The organism is Allobosea sp. UC22_33, from assembly GCF_042700715.1.
GTDB lineage: Bacteria > Pseudomonadota > Alphaproteobacteria > Rhizobiales > Beijerinckiaceae > Allobosea.
Genome location: NZ_CP170556.1, coordinates 4,906,248 through 4,932,470 on the forward strand (window position 1 = coordinate 4,906,248; position 26,223 = coordinate 4,932,470).

A 26,223-nucleotide genomic window follows, 5' to 3' on the forward strand; every position below is an offset into this window, starting at 1 on the left:
CGCAATTTCGTCCACAACCGATCCACAGCCACTGGGACAGCGAGTCGCGGGTCGGCAGGAGGCCCGGCCACCCGTTAAGGCTTTATTAACGAATTGGAATCGGCCTCAGCCCTGCCGGCTTCCAAAATGATTCACGTGAAACACTTTCTTTACCATTCACAGCCGGGCGGCTGTTGATGGTTTGACGGGGTTATACAGAGCCGCTCCCGGGTTTCCGTTTTATGGTCGGTTGTCCACACTGGTCCCCATGGCCCGGGATAACCCGCCGCCGCGAAGCCGAGATCCCGTCCGGCGTTCTTCCGGCCTGGAAAAACGGCATCAGCGGCAATTCTCGTCGTGGCGATTCCGGTTGCGCTCAAAGCGCGCTAGAGGAAGAGAACGCTTCAGGCCGGGGGATGCCGTGGTCCGCAATTATTTCCATCTGCATCTGGTCTCGGATGCCACCGGCGAGACGTTGATCGCGGTCAGCAGGGCCGCGGCCGCGCAATACGAAACCGTCTCGGCGATCGAGCATGTCTATCCGCTGGTCCGCTCCGAGGCGCAGCTCGCCCGTGTCCTCGCCGAGATCGAGGCTTCGCCCGGTGTCGTGCTCTACACGTTGGTCGAGCCGGAATGGCAGGAGAAGCTGGAGAACTTCTGCCGTGATCTCGGCTGCCCCTGCCTCTCGGTTCTGCAGCCCGTGCTGTCGCTGTTCCAGTCCTATCTCGGCCAGGCCTCGGCAACGAAGCCGGGCGCCCAGCATGTGCTGAACACCGAATATTTCCGCCGCATCGACGCGATGAACTACACGCTGCTGCATGATGACGGGCAGATGGGCGGCGATCTCGACAATGCCGACGTCATCCTTGTCGGCATCAGCCGGACTTCGAAAACCCCGACGAGCATCTATCTCGCCAATCGCGGCATCAAGACCGCGAACATCCCGCTGGTGCCGAACATCCCGCTGCCGCCGGAACTGGAAAGCGCCAAGAAGCCGCTGATCGTCGGCCTCATCGCCAGCGCCGACCGCATCGTCCAGATCCGCCAGAACCGTCTGCTGTCGCTGCGGGCGGACGACGACACGTCCTATGTCGATCCGACCGCCGTCGCCGACGAGGTCACGCAATCGCGCCGTCTTTGCGCCCGCAAGGGTTGGCCGGTGATCGACGTGACCCGGCGCTCGATCGAGGAGACCGCGGCCTCGATCGTCGATCTGCTGCGCGACCATCGCATGAAGTTCATCGCGACATGAGCACATCATCCGGCCTCTGGCTCGCCGCCGAGCCCTTGATCCTCGCCTCAGGTAGTGCAACCCGACGGGACTTGCTCCTGGCCGCGGGCATTCCGGTCGAGGTCGTAAAGCCGGACATAGATGAACGGGCCGTCGAGAGGCCTCTGGTCGATCGCGGCGTGCCGGCGGATCAGGTCGCAGCTGCCCTGGCCTGCGCCAAGGCGCTCGCCGTCTCGCGTGATCGCCCGGGCCGGCTCGTCCTGGCTGCCGACCAGACCCTCACTTGCGATAGCATCGCTTTTCATAAGCCGGCCGATCTGGCGGCGGCGGAACGGCAGATAGCCACGCTCGCCGGCCGGACGCACGAACTCCACTCCGCCTTCGTCATCGCACGCGACGGCGCGCCGCTGGCCGAGGGCCTCGAGGCGGCACGCCTGACAATGCGCTTGCTCAAGGCCGATTTCATCGCGCGCTATCTGGCCGTCGCCGGTTCGGCCGCCTTGTCCAGCGTCGGCGGCTATCAGCTCGAAGGGCCGGGCGCCCAGCTCTTCGACAGGATCGAGGGCGACCATTTCACCATTCTGGGCCTGCCGCTGCTCGCGGTGCTCGCGTCTCTGCGCGAGCTCGATTGCCTCGCCCGCTAACGGACTGCATTCATGCCGCCTCGCTGCTTCGTCATCGGACATCCCATCGCGCATTCGCGCTCGCCCCTGATCCATGGCGAGTGGCTGCGCGAGCATCGGCTTGCCGGCTCCTATGAGCGGATCGATGTCGCCCCATCCGATCTTCCGGCTTTCATTTCTCGCATGCGCGCGGGCGAATTCGCTGGCGGCAATGTCACTGTCCCGCACAAGGAAGCCGTGATGGCGCTGGTCGATGAGATCAGCGCTGCGGGGCGGGCGGTTGGTGCCGTCAATACGCTCTGGCGCGAGGGCGACCGGATCATCGCCGACAACAGCGATGTCGGCGGCTTCCTTGCCCATCTCGATTCGACGGTGCCGGGCTGGCAGGGCAAGGTGGGCACGGCTCTCGTCCTCGGAGCCGGCGGCGCGGCGCGCGGCATCTGCTACGGCCTGAAGGCACGCGGCGTCGCGCGCATCATTGTGGTCAACCGCAGCCCCGAGCGAGCCGCCGAGCTGGTCGCCGCACTCGGGCATCCGCTGGTCGCTGGCGATTGGGGCAGGCGTGACAGCCTCGTCTGCGAGGCCGATCTCATCGTCAACACCACGGCCTTGGGCATGCAGGGCAAGCCGCCTCTGGAGATCGATCTCGCCGCTCTACGGCCGGGGACGATCGTCGACGACATCGTCTATGTTCCCTTGAAGACGGCGCTGCTGGCGGAAGCGGAATCGCGTGGCGGCGTCCCCGTCGATGGGCTCGGCATGCTCTTGCATCAGGCGGTGCCCGGCTTCGCCCGCTGGTTCGGCGTGACGCCGCAGGTGACGCCGGCCCTGCGCGCGCCGATCGAAGCCGATATCCTGAAGGCCTGATTCGCCGGAGCCGCCATGACCTTCGTGCTGGGCCTGACGGGCTCGATCGGAATGGGAAAATCGACGACCGCGCAGCTCTTCGAGAAGCGCGGCGTGCCCCTGCATGATGCCGACGCGGCCGTGCATCGCCTGCATCGCGGCCGAGGAGCAGCCCCGATCGAAGCCGCATTCCCCGGCACGGTGATCGATGGCGCGGTCGATCGCGTAAAGCTGGGCGCCGCCGTACTCGGCAAGCCAGAAGCGCTGCGCCGGCTCGAAGCGATCATCCATCCGCTGGTGCGCGAGGAGGAGGAAGCCTTCCTCGACCGCTGCCGCCGGGAGGGAGCGGAGCTTGCCATCATCGACGTGCCGCTCCTGCTGGAAACCGGTGGCGAGGCGCGCTGCGATGCCGTCCTCGTCGTGACGGCGCCGGCCGAAGTGCAGCGCCAGCGTGTTCTCGCCCGGCCCGGCATGACCGCGGAAAAGCTCGACGCCATCCTGTCGCGCCAGATGCCGGATGCGGAGAAGCGCCGCCGCGCCCATTTCCTTGTGGACACGTCGCGCGGCCTCGTGGCCGCCGAGCGGCAGGTCGGCTCTATCCTGATGGCGCTCGCCGGCCGCCCCGGGCGCGGTGCGCAAATGAGGTCCTGAAGCGATGCGCGAGATCGTTCTCGATACCGAAACCACCGGCGTCGAAGCCAATAACGGCGATCGCATCGTCGAGATCGGCTGCGTCGAGCTGCTCAACCATTGCCCGAGCGGTCGCACCTTCCACGTCTATATCAATCCCGAACGCTCGATGCCGATCGAGGCCTTCAACGTCCATGGCCTCTCGGAAGAGTTCCTGTCGGACAAGCCGCTTTTCGCTGCGATCGCCCAGGAATTCGCGGAATTCATCGCCGGTGCGAAACTGGTGATCCATAACGCCGCCTTCGACGTCGGCTTCATCAACATGGAGTTCAAGCGTCTCGGCATGCCGCCGATCGAGCAGGCCTTCGTGGTCGACACGCTGTCGATGGCGCGCCGCAAGCATCCCGGCGCCTCGAACAGCCTCGACGCGCTCTGCTCGCGCTACGGTATCGACAACGGACGCCGGACCAAGCACGGCGCTCTGCTCGATTCCGAGATCCTGGCCGAGGTCTATATCGAGCTGATCGGCGGCAAGCAGGCCTCGCTCGGGCTTGGCGTCGATGCCGCCGCAGGGCGGGGGGGCATCGCCATGGCGGCAGTCGAGAAGCCGCAGCGTCAGCGTCCGCTTGCGCCGCGCCTTAGCGAGGAGGCGCTCAAGGCGCACGAGACCTTCATTCTCCGTTCGCTCAAGGCGCCGCTCTGGAAGGGCTATCTCGGCATCACCGACGACGCGGCGCAGTAGCCCGCTCGGTTTGTCATTACGGGGCTTCGCGCAGCGAAGAACCCGGAACCTACGACTGGGTGAGTCCTCTCAGGCACCTGATCGCGAGCGCCTGCCCAGTCGTGGGTTCCGGGTTCGCGCCTATGGCGCGCCCCGGAATGACAAGGAGAGGGTGAGCCCAGAGCCTATCGCGCCCGGCGGCGCGATACCATGTTGAGCGCCTCGATCAGGGCCGAGAAGGCCATCGCGGCGTAGATATAGCCCTTCGGCACGTGCACGCCGAAGCCCTCGGCGATCAGTGTGCCGCCGATCATCAGCAGGAAGCCCAGCGCCAGCATCACGACGGTCGGGTTCCTGTCGATGAAATGCGCCAGCGGATCGGCGGCGAGCAGCATCGTCAGCACGGCGACGATGACCGCGATGACCATGACCGGAACATGCTCGGTCATGCCGACGGCGGTGATGATCGAGTCGATCGAGAACACCAGGTCGAGGATCAGGATCTGGAAGATCGCGGCGCCGAAGCTCAGCGTCACCGCGCGCGTGCCGCCCTCGGCCAGGACCGATTCCGGATCGGGATCGACCTTGTGATGGATTTCCTTCGTCGCCTTCCAGACCAGGAAGAGGCCGCCGGCGATCAGGATCAGGTCACGCCAGGAGAAGGCCTGGCCGAAGACCGTGAAGATCGGGGCGGTCAGCTTGACGATGATCGCGACGGTGCCAAGCAGGGCGAGGCGCAGGATGAGGGCCAGGCCGATGCCGATCTTGCGGCCCTTCGAGCGTTGGTGCTCGGGCAGCTTGTTGGTCAGGATCGAGATGAAGATCAGGTTGTCGATGCCGAGCACGACCTCCATGGCGATCAGTGCCCCGAGTGCGGCCCAGACGGTGGGATCGGCGGCAAGCGTCATCAGGTGGTCCATCGGGTCTCCATCGGATACGGAAAAGGCGGGCGTCCCTGCCGGGGCGTCCGCCGTTGATCCCAAGCACATGGAGAGGGCTACCTTGCCCTGCAAGGACAACAATTATCCGCAATAAACGAAGAAAGGGCCCGCGAGGGCCCTTCCGTCATGGCGCGGCGATGCGGCGGCCGATTAGTTGGTCGCGGTGCCCTGCTGGCCTTCGAGCTCCTGCAGGCGCTGCTGGAAGAGCTGGGCGAAGTCGATCGGCGGCACGTAGAAGGGCGGGAAGCCGCCGTTCTGCACGGCCTCGGCGATGATCTGCCGGGCGAAGGGGAAGAGCAGGCGGGCGCAGTCGATCACCAGCACGGGATGGACATGCTCCTGCGGGATGTTCTGCAGGCGGAACACGCCGGCATAGCTCAGGTCGAAGGCGAACAGCGTCTCGCCCTTGACCTCGGCCTTGCCCTCGAGGCGCAGCACGGTCTCGTAATCGTTGTCGCCGAGAGCGGTCGAGCCGACATTGACCTGCAGCGACATCTGCGGGCCCTGCTGCGCATCCTGCTGGGCGAGCGAGCGCGGCGCCTTCGGGTTCTCGAACGAGAAATCCTTGGTGTACTGGATCAGGGCGTTCAGGCTCGGAGCCGCTTCGGCGCCGGCGCCATTGCCGTTGGGGAGTTCGTTGGCCATCGGTCCCATCTCGTTCTGGCAGGCTGTCTCGGGAAATCCCGTGCCTCTGCCGGCATTCGGGACTGCGCTCCATGCTATGGAGCGGCGCGCGCGTCGGCTATCATGGACACCGTGCCGGCACAAGAAGTCGCCTTCACAAGCGGGGGGGTGGATGTTACGAGCCAGTCTCACCATATGACTGGTGAACGCCCGGCGCAGCGATGCGGCAGGGCCAAGCCAATAACGGGGAGCCGCGGGTCAGCTTTCGATGCAAAATTCCTTCGACATGCAGACTCTGGTCTTCCTGGTGCTGGCTGTGTTCGTGGCCTGGAAGCTGCGCTCCGTGCTCGGCCAGAAGACCGGTCACGAACAGCCAAAGGACCCCTTCGCTCGCCGCGAGACGCCGCCGGTGCGGCCCGACCAGCCGCAAGCACCTGAAAAGCGCGACAACGTGATCCGCCTGCCGGGCGCCGCCAACGACCCTGTTGCGCCGGAGCCGCCCGCGGCCGAGCGCTGGAAGGATCTGGCTGCCCCGGATTCGCCCGTAAGCGCCGGCATCGAGGCGGTGATCCGCCAGGAGCCGAGCTTCGATCCGCATGAATTCGTCGGCGGGGCCAAGGCTGCCTACGAGGCGATCGTCACCGCCTTCGCCCGCGGCGACCGCAAGATGCTGAAGGGCCTCCTCGCCAAGGAGGTCTATGACGGCTTCGAGCAGGCCATCACCGAGCGCGAGAAGCGCGGCGAGAAGGCCGAATCGAATTTCGTTTCGATCGACAAGGCCGATCTCGCAGCCGTCGAGGTCAAGGGCAAGACCGCCCAGGTCACGATCGCCTTCGTCTCGCAATTGATCAGCGTCACCCGCGATGCGCAGGGCGCAGTCGTCGACGGCAGCGCCGAGCAGGTCTCCGAGGTCAGCGATATCTGGACCTTCTCGCGCCAGCTCGGCAGCCGGGACCCCAACTGGCTGCTCGTCGCCACCGAATCCGCCGCGTGAAGCGCGGCGGCGCCGGTGTCGCACTGGCGCTCTCCGCTGCCCTGGGCCTTCTCTCCGTGACCGCCATGGCCTCGTCGCCCCCGCTGCCCCCAGGAGCCCGCGCCGAGGCGCTGTCGCCGGTCGCGATTCCCGGCTGGGCCAGCGATGATCACGGCAAGGCCTTCGCCATCTTCGCGAAGGGCTGCATGGCCGATCCGCCGTTGCGCCAGGGCGTGCCGCTCCCTGAGCGGTTGAGCGCTGTCTGCGACAAGGCGAAGGCGCTGATTACCGCAGGGCCGGTCGATCGCGAGCAGGCGAAAGCTTTCTTCGAGCAGAATTTCTCCTTCTGGCGCATCCGGCCGGAAGGCGGCGGAACCGGCTTCACGACCGGCTATTTCGAGCCTGAGTTCGAGGGTTCGCTGAGACGCTCCGATGCCTTCCCGACTCCGCTCTACGACCGGCCGAAGGATCTGGTGACGCGCTTTTCCGAGGATGACTGGCCGGCGCTCGACAAGGCGCTGTCGGCGGCGCGCCGCACCGCTGTGGGTTTCGAGCCCTTCCCAGACCGAACGGCGATCGAAACCGGCGCGCTCGACGGCCAGGGACTCGAAATTCTCTGGCTGCGCGATCCCGTTGACCGCTTCGTCTTGCAGGTGCAGGGCTCGGGGCGCGTCCGGCTGCCGGACGGATCGGTGACGCGACTGACCTATTCCGGCCGCAACGGCCACCCCTATACCTCGCTCGGCCGCGTCCTCAGCCAGCGCGAGAGCATTCCGCCCGAGCAGATGACCATGGACCGGCTGATCGCCCGGCTGAAGGCCGATGCCGGCTTCGCGCGCGACCTGATCCGCCTCAACAGGTCCTTCGTCTTCTTCGCGCGCCGCGACGACCTGCCGGCCGAGAGCGGCCCGATCGGCGGCGCCGGCCTGCCGCTGACGCCGCTCCGCAGTATCGCGGTCGATCGCACGGCCTGGCCCTATGGCCTGCCGGTCTGGATCGACACCACGATCCCCGACGGCATCGGCGGCGACGAGCATCTGGCGCGCCTGATGATCGCGCAGGATATCGGTTCTGCCATCCTCGGCCCGGCTCGCATGGACCTTTTCGTCGGCTCAGGGGCTGCGGCGGGGCATCGCGCCGGCCTGATCCGTCATCCCGTCGCCTTCACCGTGCTCTGGCCGCGTTGAGATGCGGTCTCGCCGCGGAAAGACGCTGACGGAGGTCGATATCGCGCTCTGGCGCCAGGTGGCGCGCTCGGTCAAGCCGCTGCCCGGCCGGGCACCCGTCGAACCCGAGCCGATTGCCGAAACGACTGCTTCCGCCCCGCCGGAAACCCAGATGCGCGCCGTCGTGGCGGCGATGCCGGTGAAGAGCGCGCCACCCGCGGCCCCGCCGCTGGCACCGATCGAGCGGCGCTTGCGCACGCAATTGCGTCGCGGCCAGCAGAGCGTCGACGCCTCCATCGACCTGCACGGCATGCGGCAGGACGAGGCGCATCTGGCGCTTCATGCCTTCCTGCGCCGCGAGCAGCGCCGCGGCTGCCGCATTGCCCTGGTGGTGACCGGCAAGGGCGCGCTGGCGCCGGCTCTCTTTGGTGACGAGCGCGGCGTGTTGCGCCGGATGGTGCCGCATTGGTTGCGCCTCCCCGACCTGCGCTCGCTGGTCCTGGGTTTCGAGGAGGCCGAGCAGCGCCATGGCGGTTCCGGCGCGCTCTATGTCCGCCTGCGCCGCTTGCGGGAGCACGGGCCGTGACGCCCTTCGGCCAGCGCGTCCGGGCCTTGCGGGAGGCGCGCGGCATGACGCTGGCGCAGATGGCGGAGGGCCTCGGCGTCTCCCCGGCCTATCTCTCGGCGCTGGAGCACGGCAAGCGCGGCCGCCCGACCTTCACGCTGATCCAGGGCACGATCCATCTCCTCGGCGTGATCTGGGACGAGGCTGACGAACTCGTCCGCCTCGCCGATCTCTCGCATCCCCGCGTGACCATCGACACCGCCGGGCTGGACCCCGAAGCGACACTCTTCGCCAATCGGCTGTCGCGCGAGATCGCCCTGCTGGAGGGCGAGGATTTGCGCCGGCTCGCCGCGACCCTCGACGAGGCCTCCAATCGCCGCGACCCGGCCTGATCCGCGATGCTTGACCGCACGGCAGGCGGATGCGACAGGGCCAGGACCTTCCCTATCGGCCGATGGGCCGCGCCCTCCGGACAGAACAAGCAAGAGCCATGACCCAGACCCGCACGGACGTTCTCGCCCTCGGCAATGCCATTGTCGACGTGCTGGCTTCGGCCGAGGAGGATTTCCTCATCGCCCAGAAGTTGACCAAGGGCGCGATGATGCTGATCGACGAGGCCCGCGCCGAGTCGCTCTACGCCGCCATGGGCCCGGCCCGGATCATCTCGGGCGGCTCGGCCGCCAACACCATCGCGGGCCTCGCCTCCTTCGGCGGCAAGGGCGCCTTCATCGGCAAGGTCAAGGGCGACGAGCTCGGCAAGCTCTATCGCCATGACCTGACCTCGCTCGGCGTCGCCTTCGGCACGGCCGATGCGACGGAAGGCCCGGCGACGGCGCGCTCCTTCATCATCGTCACGCCCGATGGCGAGCGCACGATGAACACCTATCTCGGCGCCTGCCAGGGCCTCTCGGTTGCGGATGTCGACGCCAAGGCCGTCGAGGCCGCCGACATCGTCTATCTCGAAGGCTATCTCTGGGATCCGCCGGCGGCCAAGGAGGCCTTCCGCAAGGCCTCCGAGATCGCGCACAAGGCAGGTGGCCGCGTCGCCATCACCCTGTCGGATTCCTTCTGCGTCGACCGCTATCGCGACGAGTTCGTCGGCCTGATCCGCAACCGCATGGTCGATCTCGTCTTCGCCAACGAGCACGAGCTCAAGAGCCTCTACCAGACCTCGGATTTCGACACCGCGCTGGCCGCGCTGCGTGCCGAGAACATCCTCGCGGTCGTCACCCGCTCCGAGAAGGGGGCGCTGGCCGTGACGCCGGACGGCATCGTCGAGGAGCCGGTCTTCCCGGTCGAGCGCGTGGTCGATGCGACCGGCGCCGGCGACCTCTTCGCCGCAGGCTTCCTCTACGGCCTGACCTCGAACCGCGAGACCCGTGATTCGCTTCGCCTCGGCGCATTGGCCGCAGCCGAGATCATCTCGCATGTCGGGGCCCGTCCCGATGTCAGCCTGAAGACGCTGGCGGGCAACGAAGGGCTGCTCTGAGAGCGCCACGGCTTGTCATTCCGGGGCGGCCCTCTGGGCCGAACCCGGAACCCACGACCGGGCGATGCCCGAATTACAATTCCTGCCGCGCTGCTGAACGTTCGGTCTCACCCACTCGTGGATTCCGGGCTCTTCGCTGCGCGAAGCCCCGGAATGACAAGGCTGACCGCTTCTCTCAATACAGCGTCGCCTTGACCCGGCCCGGCAGCGCCTCGTCATAGGCTTTGCCGTCGAAGGTCGCGACCTCCGCGTTGCGCGCCGTGATGTCGCGCAGCATCGTTCCGGGGGAGGGCAGGTTGCGCCGGTCTACCTGCCGCTCCGGGCTCCAGAGCTCCGCCCGCATCACCGCGCGCGAGCACTGGAAGTAGACGGCCTCGACATGGACGACCATGACGCTCGCCGGCAGCTTCCCGGCCATCTCGAACCGCGAGAGCAACTCAGGGTCGCAGGAAATCTCCGCACGTCCGTTCACGCGCAGCGTCTCGCCGCAACCGGGGATCAGGAAGAGCATTCCGATTCGATCGTCGGACAGGATATTCTTCAATGAATCCAGTCTGTTATTGCCTTTTCGGTCGGGAATCAGGAGCGTTTTCGCGTCCCGGACCGTGACGAAGCCCGGCAAATCCCCACGCGGCGAACAATCCAGCCCCTCCGGACCGACCGTCGCGAGCACGAAAAACGGCGAGGCCGCGATCAGCGCCGCATAGTTGGCATCGACGTGGCCGATCTCCTTGAAGGTCGATGCCGGCGCGACCGGATTGGGATAGGCGCGGGCGAGGTCGTCGAGCGAGGCGATGCGGTGGTCGGACATGCCGGTCTCCATGGATCGGCATATGTCTAGACTATTATGCGGAGCGCGTCACCGTCCGGAAACTGCCGCCATTCCCGGGCGAAGCGAAGCGTAGATCCGGGAATCTCCGGACGAGACGATGCCGGAGCCTCACGCGGCAAGAGATGCTCGGGTCAAGCCCGAGCATGGCGAGCGGCATCATCCCGGCTGCTTGGGCGTCCAGGTCAAAAAACAAAACGCCCCGCATCATCCGATGCGGGGCGTCCTGTCCTATACAAGCTGGCGAGCCGTGATTACTCGGCCGCGCCCTGCTTCTCGCGGGCCTTCTCGGCGTCGCGCTGGGCCTTGAGCTTCTCGGTCAGGTCCTCGCCGGTGGCCTGGTCGACGACCTTCATCGAGAGGCGGATCTTGCCGCGCTCGTCCTGGCCGAGGAACTTGACCTTGACCTTGTCGCCTTCCTTGACGACGTCCGAGACCTTCTGGACGCGCTGGGGAGCGAGCTCGGAGATGTGGACGAGACCGTCCTTGGCGCCGAAGAAGTTCACGAAGGCGCCGAACTCCATGATCTTGACGACGGTGCCGTCATAGATCACGCCGACTTCGGCTTCCGAGACGATCGACTTGATCCACTTGATCGCGGCTTCGATCGACTTGCCGTCGGCCGAGGCGATCTTGATGGTGCCGTCGTCCTCGATGTTCACCTTGGCGCCGGTCTTCTCGACGATCTCGCGGATGACCTTGCCGCCGGAGCCGATGACTTCACGGATCTTGTCGACCGGGATCTTCATCGTCTCGATGCGCGGGGCGTATTCGCCCAGCGAGGCGCGCGAGGTCGAGAGCGCCTTGTTCATCTCGCCGAGGATGTGCTCGCGACCGCCCTTGGCCTGGTCGAGGGCGACCTTCATGATCTCCTCGGTGATCCCGGCGATCTTGATGTCCATCTGCAGCGAGGTGATGCCCGCGGCGGTGCCGGCCACCTTGAAGTCCATGTCGCCGAGATGATCCTCGTCACCCAGGATGTCGGAGAGCACGGCGAAGCGCTCGCCTTCCAGGATCAGGCCCATCGCGATGCCCGCGACCGGCGCCTTCAGCGGCACGCCGGCATCCATCAGCGCCAGCGAGGTGCCGCAGACGGTGGCCATCGAGGAGGAGCCGTTCGACTCGGTGATCTCCGAGACGACGCGGATCGTGTAGGGGAATTCCGCCTTCGCCGGCAGCATCGGACGGATGGCGCGCCAGGCGAGCTTGCCATGGCCGATTTCGCGGCGGCCGGGCGAACCCATGCGGCCGGTCTCGCCGACCGAGTAGGGAGGGAAGTTGTAGTGCAGCAGGAAGGTTTCCTTGTAGGTGCCTTCCAGCGAGTCGATGAACTGCTCGTCGTCGCCGGTGCCGAGCGTGGTCACGACCAGCGCCTGCGTCTCGCCGCGGGTGAACAGGGCCGAGCCGTGGGTGCGCGGCAGCATGCCGGCCTCGGCGACGATCTTGCGCACGGTCTTGAGATCGCGGCCGTCGATGCGGGTGCCGTCATCGAGGATGGTCCAGCGCACGACCTTGGCCTGGGCTTCCTTGAACTGGCCGCCGACCTGCTCCTTGGTGAAGGTGGTCTTGCCGTCCGGCTCGGCCGAGATCAGCGAGGCGACCTTGGCCTTGGCGGCGTCCAGCGCCTTGTAGCGCTCGGCCTTGGTGGTGATCTTGTAGGCGGCGCGCAGATCGGCGTCGACCAGCTTCAGGACGGCGTCCAGGACGACGGAGTTGTCGGCCGGGGTGTAGTCGCGCGGCTCCTTGGCGGCCTTCTCGGCCAGGCGGATGATGGCGTCGATCACCGGCTGGAAATGCTTGTGGCCGAACATCACGGCGCCGAGCATCACGTCTTCCGGCAGCTCCTTGGCTTCCGACTCGACCATCAGCACGGCGTCCTGGGTGCCGGCGACGACGAGGTCGAGAACCGAGTCCTTCATCTCTTCGATGGTCGGGTTCAGCTTGTAGGCGCCGTCGATATAGCCGACGCGGGCGCCGCCGATCGGACCCATGAAGGGCACGCCGGAGAGGGTGAGCGCGGCCGAGGTCGCGACCATCGCCAGGATGTCGGGATCGTTCTCCAGGTCATGCTGGAGCACGGTGACGACGACCTGGGTGTCGTTCTTGTAGCCTTCGACGAAGAGCGGGCGGATCGGGCGGTCGATCAGGCGGGAGACCAGTGTCTCCTTCTCGCTCGGACGGCCTTCGCGCTTGAAATAGCCGCCGGGGATGCGGCCGGCAGCGAAGGTCTTTTCCTGGTAGTTCACGGTCAGCGGGAAGAAGTCGAAGCCCGGCTTCGGCTCCTTGGCCGAGACGACGGTCGCGAGCAGGACGGTCTCGCCATAGGTGGCCAGCACGGCGCCGTCGGCCTGGCGGGCGACCTTGCCGGTCTCGAGGACGAGCTTGCGGCCGCCCCAGATCAGTTCTTCGGTTTGGATATCGAACATGGATTTTTCTTTCGGTCGGGTTTTGACCCGTCCGGTGCCTTCAGGCCCATGGGCAAGACGGCGGAGCACCCGGATCATGCGAGATTGCGCGTCCGGGCGCTCGGCGATCCTGCCATGGACGTCTTGGGCGCCCGGCGGGTCACGCGGGAGGGCCGCCCCATGCGGCCGCCGCGGCAGGCAGGCGGCTCGCCCCATGGCGGCCTCACCTGAGAAGGAGCCGCCCGGAGCAGGTCGCACCGGGCGGAAACCGTCGGCTCTCGATCAGCGGCGGATGCCGAGCTTCTCGATCAGCGTCTTGTAGCGGGCCTCTTCCTTGCCCTTCAGGTAGTCCAGCAGGGACCGGCGCTGCGAGACCAGCTTGAGCAGGCCGCGGCGCGAGTGGTTGTCCTTGTTGTGGGACTTGAAGTGGCCGGTGAGGTTGGTGATGCGCTCCGTGAGGATCGCGATCTGCACTTCCGGCGAGCCGGTATCGTTCGGCTTGGTGGCGTGTTCCAGGATCAGCGCAGTCTTGCGCTCGGCAGTGATCGACATCGGGATATCCTCATGTTTGGGTTGATCTGGCGGGCCAGGCCGGGATGTCGTCCAGCAAGGTCCGAAGCCCGCGAGCCGCCTCATCGCGGAGGGGTCGCGCCGCCGGCTGGTTAAGCCGGTTGCCCGGGCATATACACGAAATCGATGGAAACGCCAGCGTTCCCGAGTCCGGGCTAGGCCGAGGCCTCGCCGCGATCATAGCGCTGCTGCGCCGCCTCGACCTCGCCGATATGCGCCTCGGCCCAAAGGGTGAGCTGGTTCACCGTCTGCGCCAGCGTCCGCCCGAGCCCGGTCAGCGAATACTCGACGGTGACCGGCACCGTCGCGAACACCTCGCGCCGCACCAGCCCATCGCGTTCCAGGCTCTTCAGCGTCTGGGACAGCATCTTCTGCGAAATGTTCTCGATCCGCCGCCGGAGCTCGTTGAAGCGCAGCGTGCCGTCGTCGAGCGCGATCAGGATCAGCACCGCCCAGGTATCGCCGATGCGATCGAGCACCCGCCGGGTCGGGCACAGCGCCTGGAAAGGGTCGGGGCGTTTCAGCATGGCGGTTTCCCGGAGGTGACCATGTCGCGTGAAAGTGCCTTCTTTACGAGGCGGCGCGGCAGGATCACATAGGTTCCATTGGAGTGCAGGTATCCGTTGGATACCACAACAAGGAGCCCCTTGTCATGAACGTCGCCAAGAAGGTCGCATTGATCGGCGCCAGCGGATTCATCGGTTCGCGCCTGCTGGCCGAACTCTCAGCCCGCGGCCATGCCGTCACCGCCATCGTCCGCAATCCCGAGAAGGTCGCTGCGCTGCCGGGCGTCACCGCCGTCAAGGGCGATGTCTTCGACAAGGACGGGCTTGCCGAACTCATAGCCGGCCATGATGCGGTGATCAGCGCGGTGCATTTCACTGCCAGCGACCCGCAGCGCCTGCTTGCGGCCGTGAAACAGTCGGGCGTGAAGCGCTATCTCGTCGTCGGCGGCGCCGGCAGTCTCGAGGTCGCGCCGGGCGTGAAACTCTTCGACACGCCGCAATTCCCCGCCGTCTATCTCGATGAAGCCAGGAAGGGCGGTATCTTCCTCGACCTTCTCAAGCAGGAGCAGGGTCTCGACTGGACCTTCCTCTCGCCTTCAGCCCTGATCCAGCCGGGCGAGCGCACCGGCCAGTTCCGCCTCGGCACCGATCAGCTTCTCGTCGACGCCAAAGGCAACAGCGCGATCTCGGCCGAGGATTACGCGATCGCCCTCGTCGACGAGCTGGAGAAGCCGGCCCATAGCCGCCGCCGTTTCACGGTTGGCTATTGATCTTCGCAATGTCATGAAAAGGGCCGCGCCTCCTTCGGGAAGCGCGGCCCTTCTTTATGGAGTGGCTGGCAATAGCGCTCAGGCCTTACGGAAGCGCTTCTCGCCGATGCTGAGCGTGCCGCGCTTCAGCTTCCCGAGCGCGACCCAACCGGTCTCGCCCTCGAAATAGAGCTTCGAGCGATCGACCGCGTAGCGCCCGACATGCTTGGCGCCGGCGGCGGGCTTGGCCTTGTGGAACTGGCCGTCGGGCCGAAGATCGATCAGGATCGACCCGTCCTCGGTCTTCCATTGGCCGATCGCGGCCTGTTCGAAGGGGCCGAGGGTGTCGGCGGTGTCGAAATCAATCTCGAGCGGACGGACGGAACGGCTGGCCGGCGCAAAGCCGGAAGCGAACTGGCCGAGAGCCTGAAGAACCTGGCTGAACTGCATGGTTTTCGTCTCCCTGTCGTGGTGACGGCTGAAACCGCTTGTCGCAGACATCCCCGTCGGGACCTGTCAGCAAGCGGTGGGGCATCGATCGACTCCAGTGAGTCGGCCGAGAAACGTCGCGTTATGAATGTGCGAGGGCGGCGTCGTGATGGAGCAAAGCTCCGGCGCCTGTCACGGAGATAGGCTGATCAAGCGCCTCGACAAGAGGCGGCGAGTAAAAATTTCTCTCGGAAACGTCAACGGCGCCCTTCTGGGGCGCCGCGCGTGTCGTGTTCGAGACCGGTTCGAAGGCCGGTTGGCCTCAGAACTCCTCCCAACCGGAATCGCTGGCCCGGCCGCTGCCGCCATTGGCGACCTTCCGCGGAGCGGGGGCGGAGCGGGACTGGACGAAGGCGGCCTCCGCGAGCTGGCGCAAGCGTTCTGGCTCGCCGGACGTCGCCGTGGACACAGGAGCTGCTCGCCCGGCCGCCCGCATCGGCGCCTTCACCGCGCGGGGTGCCGTTGCGGCCGTCTGGCCCGTCTGCTCGCGGCCGGTGCGGAAGGTCGCGACGAGCGCGTTGAGCTGCTCGATCCGGCCGGACAGCGAGCCGGCCGAGGCCGCGCTCTGCTCGGACAGGGCCGCGTTCTGCTGGGTCATCTCGTCGAGATGCGCCACCGCCTGGCTCATCTCGTCGATGCCGTTGGCCTGCTCGCCGGATGCCGCCGAGATGTCGGCGATCGTCGCCGCGACCTTCTGCGAGGCCGCGAGGATGCGGCTGAGCTGCTCGCCGGCCTGCCGCACCAGCTTGACGCCCTCGCCGACCTCGACATTGGACGAGGAGATCAGGCCGGAGATGTCCTTGGCCGCGGAGCTCGAGCGCTGCGCCAGCGTGCGGACTTCGGACGCCACCACCGCAAAACCCTTGCCGGCATCGCCGGCACGGGCTGCCTCGACCGCCGCGTTGAGCGCCAGCAGATTGGTCTGGAAGGCGATGTCGTCGATCACCCGGATGATGTCGGAGATCTTCTGCGAGGCGGTCTCGATGCGGGCCATGGCATCGACCGCCTGGCCGGCGATCGCGCCGCCGCTCTCGGCTGCCTGCATCGCCTCGTCGGCGATGCGCGCCGCATCCTTCGAGGCCTGGGCCGAGGCCTTGACCGAGGCTGCGAGCTCCTCGGTCGTGGCGGCGGTCTCCTCCAGCGAGGAGGCCTGCTCCTCGGTGCGCTTCGACAGATCGTCGGCACCCATGTTGATCTCGCGAGCGGCCAGCCCGACATCGGCCGAGGTCGTCTGGATCGTCGCGACCGTGTCCGACAGACGGTCCACCGTCTCGTTGATCGCGCCCTTCAGGTCGGCGAAGCGGCCGCGATAGGCCGTCTCGACCCGGTTGGTCAGGTCACCGCCGGCGATGGCCGACAGGGCCTCGGCAAACTCCGTCGTCGCGCCGTCCACAACCGCGTTGATCTCGTTGATGCCGGCCACCAGCCGCTGCATCTGCTCGTCGGCATCCTCGATCTGGAGGCGCGCGGAGAAATCGCCGGCAGCGGCGGCCGCGACGACCTCGCCGACATCCGAGACCACCGCTTCCATCGACTGAGCCCGGGCGAGGCGCGCGGCAGCGGCAGCGCGTTCCTGCTCCTGCAGCAAGGCGACCTGCTCGGTGCTCTGGCGCAGTACGGAAACCGCGCGCGCCATGGCACCGATCTCGTCGGGCCGCTGGGAATGGGGAACGTTGACGCTGGTATCGCCTGCCGTGAGCTTCTCCATGACCTGGCTGAGATCGAGGATCGGCTTGGTGATTGAGCGCTGCGCGAAGACGAGCGCGACGCCAACCGAAATCAGCAGCGTCGTCAGCAGGACGATCGGCAGCAGCCACTGGACCTGCCGGGTGAAGGCAGTGGCCTCCTCGCCGACCGCGATGCCGGCCTTCTCGACGCGCTGGCTGAAGCTGATCAGCAGGTCGTTGAGAGCCTTGCGGTTCGCGCGATTGGCCTCGTTGTTGCCCTGCTCATTGGCCGCCGCGGCAGAAACCTCGCGGCCGAGTCGGGCGGTCTCGGTCCGGAACATGATGAATTCATCGATCGCCTTGGCGATCTGCTCGACCGTCTGGCGCTCTTCCGCCGGCGCGACCTTCTGCAGGTCGGCGCTGAACTTGCGCAGCGTCGGAAACCGCTCCTCGATGCCCTTGGCATAGGTCGCGGCTTCTTGCTGCGTCTTCGACATGTAGACGCCGCGCGATTCCATCACCACGGCGGTGACCACGCCGTTGATGCGCTGGGTGAGCAGCGCGACATTGGCCTGGATCTCGGAACGCGTGTTCAGATCGTCGGCCTTGTGCAGGCCGTAGATGCTGATGATCGCCGAGAGGATGGCGCCGCCGGCAACGATGGCCAGCATGGCAAGGATTTTCAGCCGGATGGATTTCATGATGACGCCCCGAGGCGGCTTCCCGACAATGGAAGCCGATCTAAACCCTGACCTTTGGGCGTTAATGATAAAAAACTGCTTAAAAGTTTAGCATTGCGGCATTTCAGGATTCTGCTGCGGATGCTCTACGGCAGAGTCCAAGGACTCGCATGCGTATGATCAGGTTTATCGCTGATATGGTTGCGCCTACGCCACGAAAGCTGAAATTCAACTGCTAGTAAACACGCCATTCAAGCATGGCTTGCATATTCCACTATGCCGCCCTCACAGGTGGCATGCCGGCTTCCCCCTTGATAGTGCGGCCTCTCCTGAACATGTTTGGCAATATCCGCCGCCCCGTCTCGATACCCGGTTCATTATCTCATGTCCGAAAACAGCAATGCCCCCGTCATGCACGCCACCACCATCCTGATGGTGCGCAAGGGCGGGCGCGTCGTCATCGGCGGCGACGGCCAGGTCTCGCTCGGCCAGACCATCATGAAGGGCAATGCGCGCAAGGTCCGTCGGCTCGCGAAAGGCGAGGTGATCGCGGGCTTTGCCGGCGCAACCGCCGATGCCTTCACCCTGTTCGAGCGCCTGGAGAAGAAGCTCGAGCAATATCCGACGCAGCTCCTGCGTGCCTGTGTCGAGCTCGCCAAGGATTGGCGCACCGACCGTTACCTGCGCCGTCTGGAGGCGATGCTTCTGGTCGCCGACAAGGAGGTTTCTCTGCTGATCTCGGGCACCGGCGACGTGCTGGAACCGGAGGCGAGCGAGCATGGCGCCGTGATGGCGATCGGTTCGGGCGGCAATTACGCCCTCTCGGCGGCGCGCGCCCTGATCGATGTCGAGCCCGATGCCGAGGCGATCGTGCGCAAGGCGATGAAGATCGCCGGCGACATCTGCGTCTACACCAACCATTCGCTCGTCATCGAGACGCTCGAAGCGGCCTGAGGCCCACCAGGCCCGTTCACCGGATACAACATCGCCATGACCAGCCTTTCCCCTCGCGAGATCGTCTCGGAGTTCGACCGCTTCATCGCAAAGGCGAGCGGGAGCGAAGCCGTCCGATTTCTCAACAAGACGATGAAGCTCAATAGCGAGTACCGGCAGTGACCAGCTTTTCCCCCCGCGAGATCGTCTCGGAGCTCGACCGCTTCATCGTCGGCCAGAAGGATGCCAAGCGCGCCGTCGCCATTGCGCTGCGCAACCGCTGGCGCCGCCAGCAGCTCGAAGGGCCGCTGCGCGAGGAGGTCTCGCCGAAGAACATCCTGATGATCGGGCCGACCGGCTGCGGCAAGACCGAGATCGCCCGGCGCCTCGCCAAGCTCGCCAATGCGCCCTTCCTGAAGGTCGAGGCGACCAAGTTCACCGAGGTCGGCTATGTCGGCCGCGATGTCGAATCGATCGTGCGCGACCTCCTGGAGGTCGCCATCGCTCTCGTGCGCGAGAGCCGACGCAAGGATGTCCAGGCCAAGGCCCATGTCGCGGCCGAGGAGCGCGTGCTCGACGCTCTCGTCGGTGCCAATGCCAGCCAGGCGACGCGCGATTCCTTTCGCCGCAAGCTGCGCGCCAATGAGCTCGACGACAAGGAGATCGAGGTCGAGATGACGGCGGGTTCCGGTGCGACCGCGCCGATGTTCGAGGTTCCCGGCATGCCCGGCGCCTCGATCGGCGCGATCAACCTCTCCGACATGTTCGGCAAGGCTTTCGGCCAGAAGGGCAAGCCCAAGCGCGTCCTGGTCAAGGACGCCTACCAGCCGCTGCTGGCCGAGGAGAGCGACAAGCTGATCGACCAGGATGCGATCATCCAGGCCGCCATCCGCGAGGTCGAGGAGAACGGTATCGTCTTCCTCGACGAGATCGACAAGATCTGCGCCCGCGAGGGCAAGGGCGGCGCCGATGTCTCGCGCGAAGGCGTGCAGCGCGACCTGCTGCCATTGATCGAGGGCACGACGGTGGCGACCAAGCACGGCGCCGTGAAGAGCGACCACATCCTCTTCATCGCGTCCGGCGCCTTCCACGTCTCGCGCCCCTCCGACCTGCTGCCGGAACTGCAGGGCCGGCTGCCGATCCGCGTCGAGCTCAACCCGCTCGACATCGAGGATTTCAAGCGCATCCTGACCGAGACCGAAGCGAGCCTGATCAAGCAGTCGGTGGCGCTGATGGCGACGGAGGAGGTCGCGGTCACCTTCACGCCTGACGCAATCGACGCCATCGCCCGCATCGCCGTCGAGGTGAACTCCACGGTCGAGAATATCGGCGCCCGCCGAACTCCAGACCGTGATCGAGCGCATTCTCGACGAGATTTCGTTCACCGCGCCGGACCGCTCGGGCGAGGCCGTGACGATCGACGCCCCCTATGTCGAGGCCCGCATCGGCGACCTCGCCAAGAACGCCGACCTGAGCCGGTTCATTCTCTGATGGAGAAGCCGGCGGCATCGGCGCCGGAATCCTCCCGTCTCGCTCGCGATTCCGCCGTCGTCGGCGCAGCCACGATCGCGTCGCGCCTGCTCGGTTTCGCCCGCGACGTGCTGATCGCGCGGCTGCTCGGCGGCGGGCCGGTGGCGGATGCCTTCCTGGCGGCCTTGCGGCTGCCCAATCTCGTCCGGCGCGTCCTGGGCGAGGGCGGGCTGAATGCTCCCTTCGTACCGCTTTATCTCGCGATCAAGGGCGAGCGCGGCGAGGCGGCGGCCCGTGGCTTCGCCGGCGAGGCGGCCGGGCAGATCGGCATGCTGCTATTGGTGCTGGTCGGCTTGGGCGAGCTGTTCGCGCCCTGGCTCGTGCTCGGCCTCGCCGGCGGCTTCGCCGAGGCGCCCGAAACCCTCGCACTGGCTTCCTCCTACACGCGGCTGATGCTGCCCTTCCTGTTCCTGACGACGCTGGCCGCCATGCTGGCGGCTTTGCTCAATGCCGAGAAGCGCTTCACGGTCGCCGCTCTGGCCCCGGCGCTGATGAACGCGATCCTGCTGGCCGTGCTCCTGCTGCTGCATGCGAAGGGTGTGCAGCCCGAGACCGGCGCTCGCTGGCTCGCGCTCAGCACCAGCCTGACGGGCCTCGCCCATCTCGTGATGATCCTGTTCGCCTTGCGTGGCCCCGGCCTGCCGCGCCCGGGCCTGCGCTGGTCGCCGGACATGACGCGGCTCGTCCGCACGGGCGGCGCGACCTTGCTCGCAGCCTCCGCCGCGCAGCTCGTCCTGCTGGTGGCGACGCAGATCGCCTCGACGGGGCCGGGCGCGGTCGCCGCGCTCTATTATGCCGATCGCGTCTTCCAGTTGCCGCTCGGCTTCGTCGGCGTTGCGATGGGTACCGTGGTGCTCTCCGACATGGCGCTGGCGGCGAACCGGGAAGGCCCTGACGCGATGCTCGGGCAGGCCCTGGCGCTGGGTCTCGCGCTCGCCCTGCCGGCCGCGACGGCGCTGGTGGCGCTCGCGGAGCCGATCGTCTCGGCGCTGTTCGAATATGGCCGCTTCGATGCGGGTGATCGCACACGTACGGCTGCGGCTTTGGCCGCCTTTGGCTATGGCCTGCCCTTTGCCATCGCCGCAAAGGTCTTCGGGCAGGTTTATTTCGCGCGCCGCGCACCGCGTCTGCCGTTGCTCTCAGGCGGCCTTGCGGTGCTGGTCGCCGCCCTCATCGGGTTCTGTCTGGCGAACGAGGGCAACGCGGCGCATATGGCGGCGCTCGCAGCGACCTTCGCTTTCGTGGCGCAGGCCTGCCTGCTGGGTGGAATGCTGCTGCGTGACGGCATCTGGCGCCCGAGCATCGGCAGCTTGCGGCCGATCGCCGCCGGGCTTGCGGCCAGCGCGATCATGCTCGCCGTTCTGGAGCTGTCGCTGCGGTTCTTGGCCGGGCCTTTGGCCTTCGATCAGCCGGCCTTGCACCGGGTCGGAGCGCTCGGCCTGCTCTGCCTTGCCGGGCTCGTCAGCTATGGCGCGGCGGGCTGGGCACTGGGCGCCTTCGGCGCTCTCCCCTTGCGCAAGCGGCGGGGTTGAGCCAGAAGCGCCGCTTCCCTTCTCCATCGTGACGACGGAGTGCCCCATGTCGGGTTTTCATCAGCGCGTATTCTCAGGCATGCAGCCGACCTCGACGCTGCATCTCGGCAATTATCTGGGCGCGCTGACCAATTGGGTCGCGATGCAGGATACGCATGAGTGCATCTATTGCGTCGTCGACATGCACGCGATCACGATGTGGCAGGATCCGGCCGACCTGAAGCGCGCCATCCGTGAGGTCACCGCGGCCTATATCGCGGCCGGCGTCGATCCCAAGCGCAGCATCATCTTCAACCAGAGCCAGGTGCCGGGCCATGCCGAGCTTGCCTGGGTGTTCAATTGCGTCGCCCGCCTCGGCTGGCTCAACCGCATGACCCAGTTCAAGGAAAAAGCCGGCAAGGACCGCGAGAACGCTTCGGTGGGCTTGTATGCCTATCCGAACCTGATGGCGGCCGACATCCTGCTCTACAAGGCGACGCATGTGCCTGTCGGAGAGGACCAGAAGCAGCATCTGGAGCTGACCCGCGACATCGCCCAGAAGTTCAACAACGACTTCGGGACGCAGATCGCCGAACGCGGCCTCGGCACCGGGGAGCTCGGCTTCTTCCCGCTGCCCGAGCCGATGATCCAGGGCCCGGCGCCGCGCGTCATGAGCCTGCGCGACGGCACCAAGAAGATGTCGAAATCGGACGCCTCCGACTATTCGCGCATCAACCTGACCGACGATGCCGAGGCGATCGCCCAGAAGATCCGCAAGGCCAAGACCGATCCGGAGGCGCTGCCCTCCGAGGAGAAGGGCCTGGAGGGTCGCCCGGAGGCCGAAAACCTCGTGGGCATCTATGCCGGTCTCTCCGGCTCGTCGAAGGACGCCGTGCTCAAGCAGTTCGGTGGCGGCCAGTTCTCCGGCTTCAAGGCGGCGCTGGTCGATCTCGCGGTCGAGAAGCTCGCGCCGATCGCCGGCGAGATGCGCCGCCTGCTGGCGGACCCGCAGCACATCGACGACATCCTCGGCGCGGGCGCGGACCGGGCCGATGCGATCGCCGCGCCGATCATGCGCGAGGTCAAGGACATCGTCGGCTTCGTCCGGAGCCGGTGACGCTGGGTGGACTTGCGCCGGGGTGCCGGCGCAGGCCACCATGCTTGTCCCTGAAGCGGCGGCAGGACAGTTCATGGTCAAGAGACGGCGGTCCTACGAGACGGGCCATCGCCCGAAATTCCTCGCCGTGGTCGACGGCAGCGAGGAATGCGCCAAGGCGATTCGCTTCGCCGCGCGCCGCTGCGCCCGTGTCGGCGCGGCGATCGTCCTGCTCGGCGTCGCCACCCCGCCCGAGCACGAAACCTGGCTCGGCGTCGGCGAAGTGATGCAGGCGGAGGCCGAGGCCGAGGCCGAGAAGCGCCTCGATGCGGCGGCTGCAGCGGTGCGGACCTTGGCCGGGCTCGAACCGGAGAAGGTCGTGCGTGTCGGCAACAAGGCGGACGAGCTCGTCAGGCTGATCGAGGAAGACGAGGATATTTCGCTGCTCGTGCTCGCAGCCGGTACGAGCAGCAAGGGCCCCGGCCCGCTGGTCAGCGCGCTTGCCGGCAAGTCCTCGGCAAGCTTCCCGATCCCCGTCGCCATCGTGCCGGGCCATCTGGAGGACGAGGAGATCGACGCCCTCGCCTGAGGGCGGCGGTCTGCGATCCCATGCCGCTGGAATGATTCCAGCCGGCGGCCTATATCGGAGCCAGGAACGGCGACCTTGAATCGCCGGTACCGGAGGCAAGTCCATGTTCATCCAGACCGAAGCCACGCCGAATCCGGCGACCCTGAAGTTTCTTCCCGGCCGCGCCGTCATGCCCGACGGCACGCTCGACCTGCGCGACGTCACGGATGCCGAGCGCTCGCCGCTGGCGCAGCGCCTGTTCGGCGTTTCCGGCGTTTCCGGCGTCTTCCTCGGCTCCGATTTCATCACCGTCACCAAGTCGGACGGTGAATGGCCGCATCTGAAGCCCGCCATCCTCGGCGCGATCATGGAGCATTTCATGTCGGGCGCCCCGGTCCTGGCGGCCGGCTCGGCGGCGGACGTGATCGAGGAGGGCGAGTTCTTCGATCCCGCCGATGCGCAGACGGTCGAGACGATCAAGGATCTGCTCGAGACCCGCATCCGCCCGGCGGTGGCCGGCGACGGCGGCGACATCACCTTCCGCGGTTATCGCGACGGCACGGTCTATCTGGCGATGAAGGGCTCCTGCTCGGGCTGCCCCTCCTCGACCGCGACGCTGAAGCACGGCATCCAGAACCTGCTGCGCCACTTCCTGCCGGATGTGCGCGAAGTCGAAGCCGTCTGAGAAAGCTGCGGGAATTTTTGTGACGATGAGCGTGGCCTTTCGCGGAATGACATCCTGATGCGCATTCTCGCGATCGATACCGCGCTCGGCGCCTGCTCGGCCTGCGTGCTGGACACGGCCGACATGGTGAAGCCCCTGGCGATCGAGCAGGTCGCGATGGATCGCGGCCATGCCGAGGCGCTGATGCCGCTTGTCGAGCGCGTCATGAAGGGCGTCGAGGGCGGGTTCGGCTCGCTCTCGCGTGTCGCCGTCACCGTCGGCCCCGGCAGCTATACCGGCCTGCGCGTCGGCGTCAGCGCAGCGCGCGCCATCGCCTTCGCGGCCGGCATCCCGGCGGTCGGCGTCACCACCGTCGCGGCTTGCGCCGCGCCCCTGATCGGGCGCGAATCGGGCCGTGTCATCGCCGCCGCGCTCGATGCCAGGCACGGCCAGGTCTGGTTCCAGGCCTTGACGGGCGAGGGCAAGCCGCTGGTCTCGCTCCGGCAGGTCAGCTATCGCGATGCGGCCCGCGCCATCGGCGCAGGTCCCGTCAGCCTTGTCGGCTCCTCGGCGCTGGCTGTGGCCAACGAGGCCTGGGCCATCGGCCTCGATGCGCTGGTGATCGACGATGCCAAGGCGCCCGATATCGCCTGGGTCGCCCGGCTCGGCTTCATCGCCGATCCCGAGACCGCCCCGCCCCGCCCGCTCTACCTGAAGGCGCCCGAGACGACGCCGCAGGACAAAGCCCGCCTGCCGCGCCGGTGAGCCTATCCCCCAAATGGTGGTTGCCGCTGCGTCAATCTGTGCGAACAGGCGGCATGGATTGGTTGCGCCGATTGCTTCACCCTGATTCGCCGCCGCCGCGGACGATGCGGCTCGATGCCGGCCACGCCTTGCAGGTCGCGACGCTGCACCATCAGGGCGGCTTCGCCCGCGGCTGGGAGCCGGCCGAATGCGCGGCGCTGATCGCCGATTCGGCGGTCGTGGGCGATGGCGTCTTCAGCGGCGGCCACAGCCGTCCCGAGGGTTTTGTCATCTCCCGCAAGGCTGCCGACGAGGCGGAGATCCTGAGCATCGTCGTCGCGCCTGCCCGCCGCCGCGACGGTTTCGGCCGCGCGCTGCTGGCAGCGCATCTCGCGCGGCTCGCCGAGGAGGGGGCGAACCACGTTTTCCTCGAAGTCGAGGAGGGCAATCTCCCGGCCGAGCGGCTCTACCGTCATTTCGGCTTCCGCGAGGTCGGCCGGCGCAAGGGCTACTATCCCAAGCCGGACGGTAGCCGCGCCACGGCGATCGCGATGCGGCTCGATCTCGCGTGACAAGCCGGCGCAATCGCGCCATTGACGGCAGCAGATTCCCAACGAGACCGCCTTTTCGCCGATGACCGGACCCGCCTCAGCATGAACGGACTCCGCTTCGGTGCGCTCGCCCGTCTGGTGATGCTGTGCACCGGCACGCTCGGGCTCGTTCTCGCCCAGCTCGTCGTCATGCGGGTCATGCCGTCGCGGCGCGGGGCCTTGCCGCTGCGCTTCCACCGCCTGACCTGCTGGTGTCTCGGCGTACGCAGGCAGGTGCGTGGTGCTCCGCCGCCGGCCGGAACCGGGGCGCTGATCGTCGCCAACCATGTCTCCTGGCTCGATATCGGCGTGATCGGCGCCGAGCGCGAACTGGCCTTCGTCGCCAAGAGCGAGGTCGGCGAATGGCCGGTGGTCGGCTTTCTCGCCAATCTCCAGCGCACGCTTTATCTCGACCGCCAGCGCCGCAGCGCGACCGCAGGCATGGCGGCCACCATGGGTGCGCGCATCGCCAGTGGCGAGGAGGTCGTGCTTTTCGCCGAGGGGACGACCGGTGACGGCACGCGCATCCTGCCCTTCCGCTCCTCCCTGCTAGGCGCCGCGCATCAGGCCATGGGCGACGCCACGGCGGATGTGACGGTCTATCCGCTGACCATCACCTATACCGGCTGGCAGAACCTGCCGGGCGGGCGCAACGGGCGGGCGGCCCTTGCCTGGTATGGCGATACCGAACTCTGGCCGCATCTGAAGCATGTGTTGGAATGCGGTGCCGTCGATGTCGAGCTGGTCTGGGGCGAGCCGATCGTGATGGGCCGTGCGACCTCGCGCAAGGAAGCGACGCGGCTTGCCGAAACATCGGTGCGCAAGGCCCGGCGTCGGGCCGTCACGGGCCGCCAGGAAGCGTGACGCCGGCTGGTCCGCGGCTTGCTTGCCATCGGCTTGCGCT

The 26,223-nt window shown here is 66.9% G+C and carries 27 protein-coding genes and 2 pseudogenes; 21 read left to right on the forward strand and 8 right to left on the reverse strand.

Annotated features, from left to right (window positions below; translation table 11 throughout):
• Positions 1-400 precede the first annotated feature (400 nt).
• From ACFJGT_RS23715 to dnaQ, 5 genes are read left to right on the forward strand one after another with little or no spacing between them, the layout of a single operon-like run.
• A complete protein-coding gene (locus ACFJGT_RS23715) occupies positions 401-1,231 on the forward strand; it encodes a pyruvate, water dikinase regulatory protein (protein WP_377843359.1) in 831 nt (276 codons plus the stop codon).
• Positions 1,228-1,854, forward strand: a complete 627-nt coding sequence (locus tag ACFJGT_RS23720) for a Maf family protein (protein ID WP_377843362.1) — start codon at positions 1,228-1,230, stop codon at positions 1,852-1,854. Before ACFJGT_RS23715 ends, ACFJGT_RS23720 begins: the two co-directional genes overlap by 4 nt.
• Positions 1,855-1,866: 12 nt before the next feature.
• Complete coding sequence (locus ACFJGT_RS23725; RefSeq protein ID WP_377843365.1) at positions 1,867-2,700, forward strand: shikimate dehydrogenase; 834 nt, start codon at positions 1,867-1,869, stop codon at positions 2,698-2,700.
• Positions 2,701-2,715: 15 nt separating this feature from the next.
• Positions 2,716-3,330 carry a dephospho-CoA kinase gene (coaE, locus tag ACFJGT_RS23730; RefSeq protein ID WP_377843368.1) on the forward strand — a complete coding sequence of 205 codons (615 nt, stop codon included), beginning with the start codon at positions 2,716-2,718 and terminating at the stop codon, positions 3,328-3,330.
• Positions 3,331-3,334: 4 nt separating this feature from the next.
• Positions 3,335-4,051, forward strand: coding sequence for a DNA polymerase III subunit epsilon (gene dnaQ, locus ACFJGT_RS23735; RefSeq protein WP_377843371.1), 717 nt, complete (start codon positions 3,335-3,337; stop codon positions 4,049-4,051).
• A gap of 164 nt (positions 4,052-4,215) precedes the next feature.
• Here dnaQ and ACFJGT_RS23740 read toward each other — a convergent pair whose 3' ends face one another.
• Complete coding sequence (locus ACFJGT_RS23740; RefSeq protein ID WP_377843374.1) at positions 4,216-4,950, reverse strand: TerC family protein; 735 nt, start codon at positions 4,948-4,950, stop codon at positions 4,216-4,218.
• 171 nt (positions 4,951-5,121) lie between these two features.
• Positions 5,122-5,616, reverse strand: coding sequence for a protein-export chaperone SecB (gene secB, locus ACFJGT_RS23745; protein ID WP_377843376.1), 495 nt, complete (start codon positions 5,614-5,616; stop codon positions 5,122-5,124).
• Between the two features lie 247 nt (positions 5,617-5,863).
• On the opposite strand from secB, the gene ACFJGT_RS23750 reads away from it, so the two are divergent.
• The 5 genes from ACFJGT_RS23750 (at position 5,864) to ACFJGT_RS23770 (ending at position 9,788) form a co-directional block, all read left to right on the forward strand.
• Entirely contained in the window at positions 5,864-6,589 is a 726-nt protein-coding gene (locus ACFJGT_RS23750; protein WP_377843379.1) for a Tim44/TimA family putative adaptor protein, read from the forward strand.
• Complete coding sequence (locus ACFJGT_RS23755) at positions 6,586-7,755, forward strand: murein transglycosylase A (RefSeq protein WP_377843383.1); 1,170 nt, start codon at positions 6,586-6,588, stop codon at positions 7,753-7,755. Before ACFJGT_RS23750 ends, ACFJGT_RS23755 begins: the two co-directional genes overlap by 4 nt.
• Before the next feature lies 1 nt (position 7,756).
• Positions 7,757-8,320, forward strand: a complete 564-nt coding sequence (locus ACFJGT_RS23760) for a Smr/MutS family protein (RefSeq protein ID WP_377843386.1) — start codon at positions 7,757-7,759, stop codon at positions 8,318-8,320.
• The gene (locus ACFJGT_RS23765; protein ID WP_377843388.1) at positions 8,317-8,691 is read left to right on the forward strand and encodes a helix-turn-helix domain-containing protein; all 375 of its coding nucleotides are present in this window, start codon (positions 8,317-8,319) and stop codon (positions 8,689-8,691) included. Before ACFJGT_RS23760 ends, ACFJGT_RS23765 begins: the two co-directional genes overlap by 4 nt.
• Positions 8,692-8,789: 98 nt before the next feature.
• The gene (locus ACFJGT_RS23770; protein ID WP_377843391.1) at positions 8,790-9,788 is read left to right on the forward strand and encodes an adenosine kinase; all 999 of its coding nucleotides are present in this window, start codon (positions 8,790-8,792) and stop codon (positions 9,786-9,788) included.
• A 175-nt stretch (positions 9,789-9,963) separates the two neighbouring features.
• Here ACFJGT_RS23770 and ACFJGT_RS23775 read toward each other — a convergent pair whose 3' ends face one another.
• From ACFJGT_RS23775 to ACFJGT_RS23790, 4 genes are all read right to left on the reverse strand, one after another.
• Positions 9,964-10,599 (reverse strand): pyridoxamine 5'-phosphate oxidase family protein, encoded by a 636-nt coding sequence (locus tag ACFJGT_RS23775; protein ID WP_377843393.1) that lies wholly within the window; start codon positions 10,597-10,599, stop codon positions 9,964-9,966.
• Between the two features lie 272 nt (positions 10,600-10,871).
• Complete coding sequence (gene pnp, locus ACFJGT_RS23780) at positions 10,872-13,043, reverse strand: polyribonucleotide nucleotidyltransferase (RefSeq protein WP_377843396.1); 2,172 nt, start codon at positions 13,041-13,043, stop codon at positions 10,872-10,874.
• A 261-nt stretch (positions 13,044-13,304) separates the two neighbouring features.
• Positions 13,305-13,574: a 30S ribosomal protein S15 gene (gene rpsO, locus ACFJGT_RS23785; protein WP_377843400.1), complete on the reverse strand. Its 270-nt coding sequence runs from the start codon at positions 13,572-13,574 to the stop codon at positions 13,305-13,307.
• 173 nt (positions 13,575-13,747) lie between these two features.
• Positions 13,748-14,119, reverse strand: coding sequence for a winged helix-turn-helix transcriptional regulator (locus tag ACFJGT_RS23790; protein ID WP_377843403.1), 372 nt, complete (start codon positions 14,117-14,119; stop codon positions 13,748-13,750).
• A 125-nt stretch (positions 14,120-14,244) separates the two neighbouring features.
• Here ACFJGT_RS23790 and ACFJGT_RS23795 point away from each other — a divergent pair, with 125 nt between their 5' ends.
• Positions 14,245-14,868 carry an NAD(P)-dependent oxidoreductase gene (locus ACFJGT_RS23795; protein WP_377843406.1) on the forward strand — a complete coding sequence of 208 codons (624 nt, stop codon included), beginning with the start codon at positions 14,245-14,247 and terminating at the stop codon, positions 14,866-14,868.
• 78 nt (positions 14,869-14,946) lie between these two features.
• Here ACFJGT_RS23795 and ACFJGT_RS23800 read toward each other — a convergent pair whose 3' ends face one another.
• Both ACFJGT_RS23800 and ACFJGT_RS23805 read right to left on the reverse strand, forming a co-directional pair.
• On the reverse strand, positions 14,947-15,297 hold the full coding sequence (locus ACFJGT_RS23800) for an Atu4866 domain-containing protein (RefSeq protein WP_199085709.1): 351 nt from the start codon (positions 15,295-15,297) through the stop codon (positions 14,947-14,949).
• A 301-nt stretch (positions 15,298-15,598) separates the two neighbouring features.
• On the reverse strand, positions 15,599-17,704 hold the full coding sequence (locus ACFJGT_RS23805; RefSeq protein ID WP_377843409.1) for a methyl-accepting chemotaxis protein: 2,106 nt from the start codon (positions 17,702-17,704) through the stop codon (positions 15,599-15,601).
• Positions 17,705-18,067: 363 nt separating this feature from the next.
• Between ACFJGT_RS23805 and hslV the strand changes: the two genes are divergently transcribed.
• The 10 genes and pseudogenes from hslV (at position 18,068) to ACFJGT_RS23855 (ending at position 26,183) form a co-directional block, all read left to right on the forward strand.
• On the forward strand, positions 18,068-18,637 hold the full coding sequence (gene hslV / locus ACFJGT_RS23810; protein WP_306227462.1) for an ATP-dependent protease subunit HslV: 570 nt from the start codon (positions 18,068-18,070) through the stop codon (positions 18,635-18,637).
• A gap of 36 nt (positions 18,638-18,673) precedes the next feature.
• Positions 18,674-18,799: a hypothetical protein gene (locus ACFJGT_RS23815; RefSeq protein ID WP_377843412.1), complete on the forward strand. Its 126-nt coding sequence runs from the start codon at positions 18,674-18,676 to the stop codon at positions 18,797-18,799.
• A pseudogene (hslU, locus tag ACFJGT_RS23820) lies at positions 18,796-20,107 on the forward strand (ATP-dependent protease ATPase subunit HslU). Before ACFJGT_RS23815 ends, hslU begins: the two are co-directional and overlap by 4 nt.
• A gap of 50 nt (positions 20,108-20,157) precedes the next feature.
• Positions 20,158-21,678: pseudogene (gene murJ, locus ACFJGT_RS23825) on the forward strand (murein biosynthesis integral membrane protein MurJ); the annotation flags it as partial.
• Positions 21,679-21,724: 46 nt separating this feature from the next.
• Positions 21,725-22,774, forward strand: coding sequence for a tryptophan--tRNA ligase (gene trpS / locus ACFJGT_RS23830; RefSeq protein ID WP_377843414.1), 1,050 nt, complete (start codon positions 21,725-21,727; stop codon positions 22,772-22,774).
• Between the two features lie 73 nt (positions 22,775-22,847).
• Positions 22,848-23,342 (forward strand): universal stress protein, encoded by a 495-nt coding sequence (locus tag ACFJGT_RS23835; protein WP_377843416.1) that lies wholly within the window; start codon positions 22,848-22,850, stop codon positions 23,340-23,342.
• 103 nt (positions 23,343-23,445) lie between these two features.
• Positions 23,446-24,006, forward strand: a complete 561-nt coding sequence (locus ACFJGT_RS23840; protein ID WP_173043174.1) for a NifU family protein — start codon at positions 23,446-23,448, stop codon at positions 24,004-24,006.
• 57 nt (positions 24,007-24,063) lie between these two features.
• A complete protein-coding gene (tsaB, locus tag ACFJGT_RS23845; RefSeq protein WP_377843419.1) occupies positions 24,064-24,750 on the forward strand; it encodes a tRNA (adenosine(37)-N6)-threonylcarbamoyltransferase complex dimerization subunit type 1 TsaB in 687 nt (228 codons plus the stop codon).
• A gap of 53 nt (positions 24,751-24,803) precedes the next feature.
• Positions 24,804-25,301, forward strand: a complete 498-nt coding sequence (locus ACFJGT_RS23850) for a GNAT family N-acetyltransferase (RefSeq protein WP_199086527.1) — start codon at positions 24,804-24,806, stop codon at positions 25,299-25,301.
• Positions 25,302-25,382: 81 nt separating this feature from the next.
• Positions 25,383-26,183, forward strand: coding sequence for a lysophospholipid acyltransferase family protein (locus tag ACFJGT_RS23855; RefSeq protein WP_377843425.1), 801 nt, complete (start codon positions 25,383-25,385; stop codon positions 26,181-26,183).
• The last annotated feature ends 40 nt before the right edge of the window (positions 26,184-26,223 follow it).